Origin of the sequence: Pragia fontium DSM 5563 = ATCC 49100, assembly GCF_900112475.1 — a bacterium.
Classification (GTDB): domain Bacteria; phylum Pseudomonadota; class Gammaproteobacteria; order Enterobacterales; family Enterobacteriaceae; genus Pragia; species Pragia fontium.
Genome location: NZ_FOLW01000006.1, coordinates 134,335 through 147,563, shown reverse-complemented (window position 1 = coordinate 147,563; position 13,229 = coordinate 134,335). Strand labels below are relative to the sequence as shown.

At 45.1% G+C, this 13,229-nt stretch carries 12 protein-coding genes; 6 read left to right on the top strand and 6 right to left on the bottom strand.

The window, feature by feature from the left end; genetic code table 11:
• Positions 1-101: 101 nt before the first annotated feature.
• Complete coding sequence (locus tag BMZ28_RS10595) at positions 102-839, bottom strand: ankyrin repeat domain-containing protein (protein WP_074823148.1); 738 nt, start codon at positions 837-839, stop codon at positions 102-104.
• A gap of 551 nt (positions 840-1,390) precedes the next feature.
• Positions 1,391-1,918, bottom strand: a complete 528-nt coding sequence (gene dsbB, locus BMZ28_RS10590) for a disulfide bond formation protein DsbB (protein ID WP_074823027.1) — start codon at positions 1,916-1,918, stop codon at positions 1,391-1,393.
• 304 nt (positions 1,919-2,222) lie between these two features.
• On the opposite strand from dsbB, the gene fadR reads away from it, so the two are divergent.
• Positions 2,223-2,939: a fatty acid metabolism transcriptional regulator FadR gene (gene fadR / locus BMZ28_RS10585; protein ID WP_047780910.1), complete on the top strand. Its 717-nt coding sequence runs from the start codon at positions 2,223-2,225 to the stop codon at positions 2,937-2,939.
• Positions 2,940-2,995: 56 nt separating this feature from the next.
• Here fadR and BMZ28_RS10580 read toward each other — a convergent pair whose 3' ends face one another.
• Positions 2,996-4,324, bottom strand: a complete 1,329-nt coding sequence (locus BMZ28_RS10580) for an NCS2 family permease (RefSeq protein WP_047780911.1) — start codon at positions 4,322-4,324, stop codon at positions 2,996-2,998.
• A gap of 72 nt (positions 4,325-4,396) precedes the next feature.
• Positions 4,397-6,193: an adenine deaminase gene (locus tag BMZ28_RS10575; RefSeq protein WP_074823024.1), complete on the bottom strand. Its 1,797-nt coding sequence runs from the start codon at positions 6,191-6,193 to the stop codon at positions 4,397-4,399.
• Between the two features lie 165 nt (positions 6,194-6,358).
• Between BMZ28_RS10575 and BMZ28_RS10570 the strand changes: the two genes are divergently transcribed.
• Positions 6,359-7,288 carry a LysR family transcriptional regulator gene (locus tag BMZ28_RS10570; RefSeq protein ID WP_074823019.1) on the top strand — a complete coding sequence of 310 codons (930 nt, stop codon included), beginning with the start codon at positions 6,359-6,361 and terminating at the stop codon, positions 7,286-7,288.
• Between the two features lie 2 nt (positions 7,289-7,290).
• On the opposite strand, the gene yegS is transcribed toward BMZ28_RS10570, so the two are convergent.
• On the bottom strand, positions 7,291-8,193 hold the full coding sequence (yegS, locus tag BMZ28_RS10565) for a lipid kinase YegS (RefSeq protein ID WP_047780914.1): 903 nt from the start codon (positions 8,191-8,193) through the stop codon (positions 7,291-7,293).
• 253 nt (positions 8,194-8,446) lie between these two features.
• Between yegS and BMZ28_RS10560 the strand changes: the two genes are divergently transcribed.
• The 4 genes from BMZ28_RS10560 to BMZ28_RS10545 all read left to right on the top strand — a co-directional run bounded on the left by BMZ28_RS10560 (position 8,447) and on the right by BMZ28_RS10545 (position 11,537).
• The gene (locus BMZ28_RS10560; RefSeq protein WP_074823015.1) at positions 8,447-9,760 is read left to right on the top strand and encodes a sensor histidine kinase; all 1,314 of its coding nucleotides are present in this window, start codon (positions 8,447-8,449) and stop codon (positions 9,758-9,760) included.
• A 3-nt stretch (positions 9,761-9,763) separates the two neighbouring features.
• Positions 9,764-10,387, top strand: coding sequence for a response regulator transcription factor (locus tag BMZ28_RS10555; RefSeq protein WP_074823012.1), 624 nt, complete (start codon positions 9,764-9,766; stop codon positions 10,385-10,387).
• Between the two features lie 108 nt (positions 10,388-10,495).
• A complete protein-coding gene (locus tag BMZ28_RS10550; RefSeq protein ID WP_074823010.1) occupies positions 10,496-10,996 on the top strand; it encodes a GlcG/HbpS family heme-binding protein in 501 nt (166 codons plus the stop codon).
• Between the two features lie 196 nt (positions 10,997-11,192).
• A complete protein-coding gene (locus BMZ28_RS10545) occupies positions 11,193-11,537 on the top strand; it encodes an antibiotic biosynthesis monooxygenase family protein (RefSeq protein ID WP_047780918.1) in 345 nt (114 codons plus the stop codon).
• A gap of 289 nt (positions 11,538-11,826) precedes the next feature.
• Here BMZ28_RS10545 and trhP read toward each other — a convergent pair whose 3' ends face one another.
• Positions 11,827-13,191, bottom strand: a complete 1,365-nt coding sequence (gene trhP / locus BMZ28_RS10540; protein WP_047780919.1) for a prephenate-dependent tRNA uridine(34) hydroxylase TrhP — start codon at positions 13,189-13,191, stop codon at positions 11,827-11,829.
• Positions 13,192-13,229: the final 38 nt, after the last annotated feature.

The following is a 13,229-nucleotide window of genomic DNA, read 5'->3' as shown; positions in this document are numbered from 1 at the left end:
AACTATTGTATCTCATGAGTTAAATTATTGAGTGATAGCTGCACACAGTGAATAAAAAATCAAATAAATGTAACTCGAGTCTCTATCTTGTTCACTTCATATTAGTCACAGGCCGCTAATTTAGTTCGATGGTTAACAGCACCATGAGCAATTAATAGCTGCTGCATCTCTTTTAAATCACGCTTACAAGCATAAGTTAATGGGCTTTGGTCATAAGAATTTAAGCTTTTATCTTGTGTGGTGGTTGAGATATTCACGTTAGCGCCGATACCGATCAGGTATTTTACCGTTTCAATGCGGTTATTGCTGGCAGCAACCATAACCAGCGTTTCACCATCGTCTTCTAACGTTTGATCGTTAATATTAACTTGGTCTTTTAGCAGGGTATAAATCTTTTCTACCACTTTGGTATTTTTCCCCAATACAGCAGATTTTAACGTGTTATAGACGTCACCTTTATCGGTGGCCCATAGGTTGGCTTTCTGAGCAATCAGATAGTCCACCATATCGTCATAACCGATAAAGGCGGCCCAGCCCAACGCAGTTTGATCGAGGCTGCCGGTATCTTTTGCTTCGATATCTTGTCCGGCCGCCAGCATCGCTTTAACTGTGTCTAAATCCCCTTGTTTCACCGCATCAAACCATAGGTGATCTTTACCGGTAGAGGGTTTATCGTAAAAAACACGCCATGCTAGTTTATTGGGATTAGCAATATCGGTCATTTCAGCGTAGTCCATTTTGAATGCTTTAAATCCTTCAGGATTATTGTTATTCACAATTTTGGCGTGTGAAGCAAAAGAGAGAGAAAGCAGGGCGCATATAGCAATGATATGTTTCAAGAAAAACTCCTTTTCAATGGTACTCATCAATAGAGACCTCAATGTAATTGTTCTGATAACGAAAGGTAAGTCATATAATTTGATAAACAATATCAAAATTATTGTTTGAGCAAGTTTAGCGTTGGCAGGGGAAAGTCATCAGAACTAAAGTGGTTATGTAGCACTAATAAGATGAGGGAGTGAATAACAGGATAAAAAATACCCCCGACTGGCGGGGGATAACATCTTGGTATAACGAGTTTTTATTATATTAATGGATGCAGAGAAGTTATGGACGCTGCACAAGCCACAATTACATATGATTGGTGTATCAACAAATTAATAATAATAATGAAATTTTTTTTTTGTTAAGTCGCGCTTAACCCCATACCCCACCAGTAAAGACGATGAGCTACCAATCCCTGATATAAGGGGAAGACACCAATAACCATGGATTCTTTATTTACCGCACTGAACAGTAAAAAGCGTGTGAATAAAATAGTGGTGGGTAAATTCGGCAAATAAAAACGGCATCTTAAAGATGCCGTTTTTATTTAGGTAATCATCTCTTATTAAGAGAAGAAGCGTCTTTTAGGTTTTACAAACTGAGCAATAATAACCAGTAAAACCAGCACCAGATTGATGGCGAAAATAATCAGCAACCACTGCGGCATTTCTAATGATAAAAACGCCCACTGTTTTTCTGAGCAGTCACCATTGGCCATAAACACCGCCGGCATCCACTTATCAAGGGGTAGCCAGGTTGGAAAGTTTACGAAAATATCGCAAATATTCGCTGGAGAAGGGTAAAGCTGGATCATGGTATGTTTCCACGTCAGCATCAGACCTTCAATGGTGCTGTATAACCAGAGCCCTAAAGCGGCATAACGAAGCAGCGTTGAAGATGGAGAGATAAGGCCAATTAATGCAGCGCCAAGAATACCAAACAACGCACAGCGTTCATAAATGCAGAGTACGCAGGGTTTTAGTAGCATGACGTGCTGGAAATAAAGGGCAATAGATTCTAATACAATGACGCTCAGAGCGAGTAGCAGCCAAGCACTTCTTCCTTTTGAACAGCTATTTAAAAAACGTAACATGATTCATTCACTTTAATATGTATCAGCGATCGCCAGTGTTGATTAGTTTAAACTAGTTTTATCGCTATGCCATCTTTGAAATGCATTTTCTGAGCCAGATTTGACCTATTTGCGCTAAAATTCTTGTTCTACTGTTTATTAATTTGATTAAGAAAAACTTTTAACGCTAGAAATTCGTTATTTTTGCAACATAAACCACAGTTTCCTCTAATCAATATGGCTTGATGCTATAACCAACCAGACGCATCTGATATGATGCGCGCAATGAATAATTATTTATGTACCCTAATGGAATAACACTTTTATGGTGATCAAGGCGCAGAGTCCGGCAGGATTTGCGGAAGAGTATTTGATAGAGAGTATTTGGAATAATCGTTTTCCTCCTGGCTCTATCCTTCCTGCAGAACGGGAACTATCTGAATTAATTGGGGTAACCCGTACAACTTTACGCGAAGTATTACAACGTTTAGCTCGTGATGGCTGGTTAACCATTCAGCACGGCAAGCCTACTAAAGTGAATAACTTTTGGGAAACTTCCAGCCTAAGCCTGCTAGAAACGTTGGCTCGATTGGATCACGATAGCGTGCCGCAGCTTATTGATAACCTGTTGGCCGTTAGAACGAATATCGCTTCGATCTTTATTCGTGCGGCAGTTCGTCAAAATCCAGAAAAAGCGCAGGAAGTGTTAGCTCAGGCTGAAAAGTTTGATGAGGGTTCAGAAACCTTTACTGAGCTCGACTATAATATTTTTCGCGGTTTGGCGTTTGCTTCCGGAAACCCGATTTATGGTTTGATTCTCAATGGGATTAGAGGGTTGTACATGCGCGTTGGACGCTATTATTTCTCTAATCCAGAAGCCCGTCAGTTGGCGATTAATTTCTATCGCAAGCTTTCTGATATTTGTCAGGATAAGCTGCACGATCAGGTGATGGATTGTGTTCGCCACTATGGTAAAGCCAGCGGCGCAATTTGGCAGAATATGCAGGGTGGAATGCCGAAGGATTTGGCTGACGCGAAATAATCAGCTTTATTGAATCAGATAAAACGGGCGCTAATTTAGCGCCCGTTTTTTTATCGTTAGTGTTTTACCAACGTGGTGAAGTAATAAGCTAATGGAACCGCCAAAATATACAGGCTGAATGGAATTTCCCGCCATTTACCAGCAACCAACTTAATCACGATATAGAACAGTAGGCCGCCGGCAATACCTGTACCAAAACTGTTGGCAATCAGCGTGATCATCACCATCATCAACACCGGTAACCCTTCGGTGAAATTATCCAGATCGACTTTACGTAAGCCGCTGAACATACTCAGGCCGATAAGAATCAATGCCGGAGCGGTGGCTTCTTTAGGAATCATCAGTGCAATAGGGGTAAACAGTAACATCAGTAAAAACATGACCGCGGCAGCCAGTGCGGTAAGACCAGTTTTACCACCGGCTTCGGCACTGGCGGATGACTCAATTAACGCAGTCGCCGCGGGAATACCAACCACGGGACCCAGTGCTGCAGCAATGGAGTCAACGATAAACGGACGGTTTATATGTTTCATATTGCCGTGTTCATCTAATAATCCAGCTTTACCGCCTACTGCCAGCGTGGTTCCCATGGTGGAGAAAAACTCAGAAGCGAAAAACACAAACAGATAGGGCAGGAAAGCAATATTTAACGCACCGATTAAATCAACGTGGCCTAATACCGGCTCCAGAGAATGTGGCATCGCAAAGATGTTTTCGGGTACTTTGGTGACGCCAAATGGAATACCCACAAGGGTCGCAATCAGAATCGCCCATAATATAGCGCCGGGAAAACGACGAGCCTGTAGACCAATAGCAATCATCAAGCCGAGTAGGGCAATCAAAGCACCAGGAGAGGTAAAATCACCCAGCATGAAGGAATTGTTCTTGGCATTAGCCAGAACCAAACCCGCATTACGGAAGCCAAGCACGGCGACAAACAGGCCGATTGAAGCGGTTAGTCCCAGCTTGATTGACTGTGGAACCGAGCGGGTTACCACCTCCCGCAAGCCAAAAACCGTGAGCACAAAGAATAATACACCTGACCAGCAGGCTATTCCCAGACCAATTTGCCAGCCAATCCCGTCATTACTGGCTAAGGTAATGCCGACTAATACCGAACCACCGATACCAGGTCCGACGATAAACGGTAGGTTACCGTAAAAAGCCATTAATAATGAACTGAAAACAAAAACCAAGATGGTACCAGTGGTGACCGCACCTTTATCCATACCACCGGCAGCCAGTAAGCCAGGAATAACCACTAATAAATAAGCGGCGGCCAGAAATCCGGTGATCCCTGCCAGCGTTTCAGTTTTAACATTGGTATTGCGCTCGTTGAGTTTAAAAACGCGCTGCAATATTCCATCCTTTGTTGTGTGTGACATGCTTTACCTATGATTCAAAGAGTTTGTTATGTCAGCATTAATTCATGCTGTTATCGTTATTTCAGTACAGGATTAATCAGTTTCCGTTGACCATGCCTCAATCAGTGGTTCAACAATTTCGCGAGTTGAACCATCGGTTAAGCCAAGATCGGTCAAATGAGGTCCGGCGTTGCAGGCCAAACAGGTACCTTCAATCGCTTTAAATACCCGATAAGGTGGTTGCCATTCAGCTACCTGAGCACTGAGATCGCGCAGGGCTTTAAAGTCTCTGGCTAAGATGGCCGGTTCGGCATCCGAGAGCATACCGGCGATAGGCATGGCAACATGGGACAGAATGCTGCCGTTTTGCGTCAGCACCATACCACCGCCGCTGGCAATTAAGGTATTGGCCGCTAACATCATATCGTCTGGGGTACGACCGATAACCACTAAATTGTGGGAGTCGTGAGAATAGGTAGTCGCAATCGCGCCTTTCATTTCTCCCCAATCTTCCAGAATGGCAAGTTGTCCCGCTAACTGGTGTTTACCATGACGATGCTGAACATAGATCATGCTATAGCCTGCGGGCAGAACGGCGATACCGTTTCTGACATCAACGGTGATTTCGCTCCATTGAGTAAAACGGGCACCTTTAATGATTCTTAAGCGGGCTTTACCATGAGTTACATTAGGAATGCTTAACTCAAAGTCCTGCTGGCAACGAGGCGTTAAACGGATAGTATCTCGCGGTGCTGATACGCTCGCATTGGCCTTTACCGGTACCAACATGCGTCGTTCTGCTGCAACGTGTTTACCTTGCACATAGACGGCCTTGGGTTCCAGCGTCTCTAAACTGTCAAAAACCACTAAATCAGCGGTTCTTCCGGCAGCAATTAAGCCTAAATCAGGACGCTGTAGTCGAATTGCACCGTTGAGCGTCGCCATCCTTAATGTATCGGTAACCGGCAAGCCATGGCTGACCAGTAGGCGAACTAACTGAAGGATGCCACCATTTTCTAATAGCATGTCTGGTGAAACATCATCGGTACACAGAACTATTTGTGAAGATAAATGAGGCAGGCTTTTTAGGGCTTCAACAATTTCTGGTAGCAGGTAAGGGTGGGAACCCCGAATTTCTAACGTTAAACCGGCTCTGAGTTTTTCCAGTGCGTCAGCGGCGGAAGTTAACTCATGATCGGAGGTGACCCCGGCGGCCAGATAGGCCTGTAATCGTTCACCGCTGAGTCCGCGGGCATGGCCTTCAATAATTTTACCGCTGGCTAAACCGGCTTCCAGAATCTCGATCATTCGATCGCTGCCGTGCAGAACGCCGTGCATATCCATTACTTCGGCCACACCAGCGACTTCAGGCCAGCTCAGCATGGTGTTCATTTCGTCACCGCGAAAATCAGCCCCAGACATTTCCAGTCCTGGCGTAGACGGAACGCTGGATGGTGCTGCACAGATGACACGTAACGGCAGATCTCGGCTGGACTCAATAGCATAACGCACACCGTCGAGGCCGAGTACATTGGCTAATTCATGGGGATCCCAAAATACGGTGGTGGTACCTTGAGCAACTACGATTTCAGCGTAGCGATCGGCTGGAAGGTGAGAGCTTTCCAGATGAACATGGGTATCAATCAGTCCGGGGCTGAGAAATTGATTGTTCAGATCGTGAATCTGCTCAGCCTGAGAAAACTGTCCGCGCGGATGAACGCTGGCAATCAGATGGTCGACGATTCCCACATCGACCTGACGGATTTCTCCGGTTACCATATCGACAATTTGACCGTTAATCAGTAGTAGATCAAAAGGAGCCTGTCCCAGTGCTGCATTGACCGCTCGGCGGCGAACTGGTGTTTGTTTAGGGGTGTTTGAAGTACACATAAAGCATCCTGTAATCGCAGTATTCTGGTAATGTAGGGGGGTTGGCAGCGTTTGCACAGGTGAATAAATTTATAGGGCTATAACTAAAAATTATAGTAAAGCAAACGTTTTCCTTTTTCTAAACCATGATTATCTTTTATCGGCTTATTATCCGAGGTTGTTACTATGGCTGAACCCTGGCGTCGTTTGCCGGCTTTATCACTAAAACAAATTCAATATTTCGTTACGCTGGCTTCGCTGCGCCATTTTACCGATACGGCTAATCAGTTGGCGATTAGCCAACCGGCGTTAAGCAGCGCCATTCGTCATATTGAAACTGTGCTGGGTGGGAAGGTGGTTCACCGTACGGCTCAGGCGCTTACATTAACGGAATTAGGGGTGGCGATACTTCCCCATGCAGAGCGACTGCTGAATATTGCCCATAGCGCATTTGATGATATTCAGCGTATTGTGGTCGAGGGTGGTGATGGAACGGTCAAGATAGGGTTGGTACCTTCAGTGAGTTCATTAATTTTCCCCTCGATTCCGGAGCTGATTGCCGAGCAGTTTCCAACGTTGCGGGTTGAGTTCCACGATCGGACCAATGATGGGTTGTTAACCGGGCTGGAATCTGGGGCATTGGATTTTGGTATCGGGGCCTTGGATAGTAGCGTTCCCGGCACGCTTGAAATTTATCCGTTATTGGAAGATGAATTTGTGGCGATTACTCGTAAGGACGATCCGTTAGCTGAGTCACAGCATATTCCCTGGCGTATGCTGGTAGCGCGTCATATTGCCTTATTTTCCAAAGGAAACATCAGCAGAATGGTTGCCTCTATGGCGGAAACCCATCGCTTGCCGCTAAAGGCTTACTACCACGTGGATTTTTTGGAGACGCTATACGGGTTAGTGCGTTCTAAGCTGGCGGTGGCGATTTTACCCCGACTGTATACCACCACGCTGTGCGATCCTGAATTGGTGGTTTTAACGTTGCAACAGCCTCAGATGAATCGGTCAATTGCTCTAATGCGGGCCACACAAAGCTCATCAACGCCTTTGGTTGATGAGTGCTTTAAGTTAGTGTTGGCTCGATTACGTGACGATGTCACCAAATAATCTTATTGTGTCAATAACGGGCAGTTTTCAGGTAGATGGCAGAGAATCGCTGAGGGAAGGATTTTAATGGCAAAGCTGTTGCCCTTTAGTGGTTCGCCATCCAGATTGAGTATCATCTCCTGTGAAGATGAAATATTCAGATGAGAGAGTGATTTTTCAATAATGTGGTTACTGTTCTTACCGTCAATCAGGCTGGATAGCAGGGCTGGTAAAGATTCATCATTCATTAAGATGGTTAGCTGTAATCGACCATCGTTAATTTTTGCTTCGGGGCAGATAGCGTGACCGCCTCCAGCCTGGCGGCCATTGCCAATACCAATTACCAGCGCTTCGCCGCTCCAGTTGAAATCATCTGACGTGATTGTACAACTCTCCGGTTTTAATGTGTTTGCTTGAGCAATACCGTGTAGCAGATAGGAAAAACCACCCAGAGCCGCTTTTAGCTTTGCTGGCGTCTCCGTGGTGATTTTAGTGCCAAATCCACCGGTGGCCATATTAATAAAGAAATGTCGTTCATTCACCACCGCGATATCAATGGGGATTGCGGTCGTCGTTAGTGCCAGTTCTAATGCGGATATTGGCTTCAGCGGAATATGACAGGAGGTGGCGAAGTCATTTGCAGTTCCCAAGGGTAAAATAGCCAGACGGGGTTTTATCGCTTGTTTTAGGCTAGCGATCGCGCTGGCAACCTCATTCACTGTGCCATCGCCGCCTCCGGCAATAATCAGCGATGAGCCACAATTGCAAGCTTCATTAACGTAGCGGGCAACATCACCATATTCCCAGGTCACTCTGACTTCCAGCGGGTATCCCTTTTTTCTATAGTGTTTGATAGCCATACGAACATCGGGGTGATTAGCCCCTTTACCATTTAGAATGACAAAGGCAGAGGATAAATTGGCCATAAACTTTCCTTAACGTCGTGAGATAAGAAAAAATAAGAAGCAGTATAGCGCTTAATATTGCCGGATCGGATTTTTAGCTTTAGTCTGATACTGAATTATTTTTCCTTTTTCTGACATGAGAAACTCGGTTAGCTGAGTTTTCTACTGCTATAGTGGCGGCTTTAAAAGAGGGGCGTCGTACGGTTTAGTACCAAGAATAGCGGGAACGTTAGGCGATATATTCACATCAATTCAATGATTACATGGAATCATTATGCAGAAGATCGTCATCTGGCTAGTTTTATCAATTATCTCAGGCTGCGGATGGGGTATCTATGCTTTGCAACAACAGTATGAAGAACAAAGCGCGGAATTCCGCATTCTTTATCGTGATATCGCGGTAAAACTCTCTCAGCATGATGCTATTCTTTCTCTGATGTCAGCCTCCAGCAGTTTTGAACGGATCCAGCAGCAGTTTCCACAGATTTTACGCTGGCAGCAACATTCAGACATTCGGCCGGAGAAGACGCTGGCACCTGCTGGTCATGGCACTTATTGGCTGAACGCACCGCGTTTTTCGTTACTCATTGATATTAATACGCTCATCGCCGACTTGCCACAAACTCAGTATTTTCAGCAGGTCAGTTTAAGCTGGGATGGCGTTCCCCTGATCGAAAAGGGCGCTGACAAATCAAATGCTTATTGGCAATGGAATAAAACGTTAGTCAGTCAATCACAACCGTTTAATTTATCCGTCGGGAATAACCCTAATTGGGGGGACTTACCTTGGCTAATGATCTTGATATCCTCATTGTTTTGGGCGGTTATGGTTTATTTTATTAATAAATATCGAGCCAATAAACATCAGCATGATATTGCCAACTTACGTGCTCATTTTTCTGAATTAACCCGTTTAAATGCCATGGGAGAAATTACAGCCGGGATTATCCATGAGCTTAATCAACCGTTAACGGCAGCGTTAAGCTATAACGAGGCTGCCGTACGCTTAATTCAGCAACAGCAGACTCAGGGCGTACCGCCATTACTTGATGCCAGCGTGGTACAGATCAAACGGATTAACGCCTTATTGCAACAGCTGCGGCAAAAATTGACCCATGATGAGGCGGCGTTACAGCCGGTTCAGCTTAATCAGATTTGGTTACGGGTAGTTATGCTGTTGGAGAAAGAGCTGCGGAGTGGAAAAATCACGATTGTGAATCGGATGTCCGAAACGTTACCTGAGTTACTGGCTGACCCTATCGGGGTTGAGCAAATTCTGCATAATATCTTAACCAATGCTATTCAGGCTCAACTATCAATGGCTTCCGGCTGGGTAGAGGTCAATGCCTGGCAATCAGGTACAGGCATTACGCTAACGATAACGGATGGAGGCTCGGGACTCTCCGAACAGGCACTACAGGAAGTATTTATGCCTTTTTATACCACCCGAGTGGATGGGTTAGGCTTGGGAATGACGCTAACGGAGACCTTGGTACAGCGTCTCAATGGTCATATCAAAGTAGAGAATATTGAGGGGCAGGGAGCGCGCTTTACCGTATGGCTTCCTCTTAATCCGCATGAGGTTTGATTAATGGAACAGCGTATTTATCTAATTGACGACGATGAGGCCATTCGTTGCTCGCTTAGCGCATTATTAGGTACCGTTGGTTGGCAAACTGAAACGTATAGCAGCGTACTGGATTTCCAACAGCAAATGGGGGAATTAAGCACTTTAGCGGGCTGCCTGTTACTGGATATCCGAATGCCAGGAAAAACCGGGATGACCTTGTTGGAAGAGTGCCAACAGTATGGGCTGGAAATACCGGTGATTATTATGACCGGGCACGGCAACATCGACTTGTGTCGCCGGGCTTTTAAAAATGGGGCATTTGAATTTCTCACCAAACCCATCGATGCGGATTTGTTGATTGAGACGGTGGGGGCAGCCATGGAACAGCAGCGTATTTTAGGGGAGCATCGGGAAAAAAATGCTGATTTAACCGCCAAGATCAATACGCTTTCAACCCGTGAAAATGACGTTCTTCGCTTGATTATGGGAGGACAGTCGAACAAAGAAATCGCTAAATATTTGGATCTTTCTCCCCGAACGGTTGAAGCTCACCGCGCCAATATATTCACTAAGTTAGAGATTAATTCATTGGCAAAATTGATAAAAGCCTATGGTACGCTGCCGCTTTCTTTGATGACTAAGTAAAAATACCTAGGCTAATAGGTAATTAAGCGAATTGCTTAATGTCAGTACTCTGCCTATTTTATAGATATGAACTAATCCATTGTATTGTCTATGAGAAGGTACAAATCTATGAAGAAACGTTTGCTATTCGCTGCGGTATTGATGAGCAGTAGTATTGCTTCCCCCAGCTTTGCCAGTGGTGTATTGAATGAGAAAAACCTCTCTCTTGAATTGGCCGATCAACTGGCGCAACACGCCATTCAATCTTGTAGCGCCAATAATTACAATATTACCGTGACTGTCGTGGATCGGGCTGGGGTGGTGAAAATCACAAAACGTATGGACAATGCCGGCCCACATACGGTTGAAGCCAGCCGGATGAAAGCGTTTACCGCACTCTCGACTAAGACCGCGACGGATGATGTGACTAAAAATTCACAGGCTAATGCCGGTGCTCAAAACTTACGTGATATTCCGGGCTTCTTGTTAGTCGCTGGCGGCGTGCCGATAAAAGTGGGTACACAAACGATTGGCGCTATTGGTATTGGTGGTGCACCAGGCGGTCATCTTGACCAACAGTGCGCGCTTGATGCCATCAGCAAAGTTCAAGATCAGCTTAAAGATAGCTAAATTTCATCATTTTTAATTCTCCCTCATTTTTGAATTATCTATTCCTTTATTTTGGGATGACTTTAGGGTCATCCCATTTTTAGTGCTTATCCTGTAATGACCCTTCTTCGCTTTTCATTTAAGATGATTTTCATTCAATGACTCAAGTTTAGTGTATTACCGCATTTTATGGCGTTAACAATAAAGGGCATTATTTATGATCGCAGTTATCTTTGAAGTACAGGTTAAAGAGGGGCAGAAATCGACATACCTCGATCTTGCTGCTGGATTAAAACCGTTACTGAGTGAGGTTGACGGGTTTATTTCAATTGAGCGATTCGAAAGTCTTTCTGAACCGGGCAAGCTGCTTTCTCTTTCATTTTGGCGTGATGAAGAGGCAGTAGCACAATGGCGCGATCTGGAGTTGCACCGACAGGCTCAGATAGCCGGTAGAAAATCAATTTTTAACGATTATCGATTAAGGATCGCTGGCGTGGTACGCGACTATGGCATGCTTGAACGGGAGCAGGCGCCGCAGGATAGCCGTGAAACTCACGGTTAAGCTAAGTCTGATAATTATTTCTGAAACCGGCTATCAAATAAAAAGAAAAGGATTGTTGTAAATATTGAGCGGGAAGTAGGTTTACGAGGGCTAAAAAAAAGAAACCAGCCCAAGGGAGATTGGACTGGTAAGGAGGTGGTTTCTATTAAATGAATAATAGGAACACAACTAGTTATTAATCTTTAGGACTGAGATAGTAGTCCATTTTTTTGCTAATAGATGTGATCTGTTTCTAATAATTGACAATTAAAGCCGATTTTTTATCAACTTTGATGGTAAAAATTAGATCTTATGCACTATGCGGGTTACGCGTATTACTATTAGCGCCCAGATTGCGCATTAACAGAGCATATTCCAGATTCATATCATCTGGCACCGGTAGATAAACAACATGTCCATTTCCTGGTGCAACGTCGGTTGGCTGACCTTTCACGGTTTCCATAGTTTCAATCGTGAAGTGGACATTGCCCTGAGGCGTCATCATCTCTACGCTGTCACCAACGGAAAATTTATTTTTTACATCAACCGCAGCTAAACCATTCCGGCGTTCACCGGTAAATTCCCCAACGAACTGTTGGCTATCGGAAATAGAGTAACCGTAATCATAATTCTGGTGTTCATCATGCACATGGCGGCGTAGGAAGCCTTCGGTATAGCCACGGTGGGCTAAGGATTCCAGTGTGCTCATCAGTGATTCATCAAAGGGTTTACCGGCAACCGCATCGTCAATAGCTCGGCGATAGACTTGCGCGGTACGGGCACAGTAATAGAAGGATTTAGTTCGGCCTTCAATTTTTAATGAATGTACGCCTAATTGAGTCAGGCGCTCTACGTGCTGGACTGCGCGTAGATCTTTGGAGTTCATAATGTAGGTGCCGTGCTCATCTTCAAAGGCGCTCATATACTCGCCCGGACGCATGGCTTCTTCAATCATAAACACTTTATCCGTTGGCGCGCCAGCACCTAGCGTAGGTTCAACGTTTTTGACTTGAATCGGTTCGTGAATATGCACGATATTACCGGTGTCATCTTCTTTACCTTCTTCAACCTTATACTCCCAACGACAGGCGTTGGTGCAGGTTCCCTGATTAGGGTCGCGTTTATTGATATAGCCGGAAAGCAGGCAACGGCCGGAATAGGCCATACACAGAGCACCATGAACGAAGGTTTCCAGTTCCATCTCTGGTACATGCTGGCGAATTTCTTCAATCTCTTCTAAAGAGAGCTCGCGAGACAGGATCACCCGAGTCAGCCCCATCTGTTTCCAGAATTTCACCGTGGCCCAGTTGACGGCATTCGCCTGAACAGAAAGGTGAATATCCATATCAGGGAAGGCTTCACGCACCATCATAATCAGTCCAGGATCGGACATAATCAGGGCATCAGGCCCCATTTCCACTACCGGTGTCAGGTCGCGAATAAAGGTTTTTAGCTTGGAGTTATGCGGGGCAATATTTACCACCACATAGAATTTTTTACCCAACGCATGGGCCTCGTTAATACCGAGTTCCAGATTCTGATGGTTAAATTCGTTATTGCGTACCCGCAGGCTGTAGCGAGGCTGACCGGCATAAACTGCATCTGCGCCATAAGCAAAGGCGTAACGCATGTTTTTCAGCGTACCGGCCGGAGAAAGTAATTCCGGTTTGAACATATTGATTTCTCTTTGTCTGATCACAAGTCAGTGTCGTC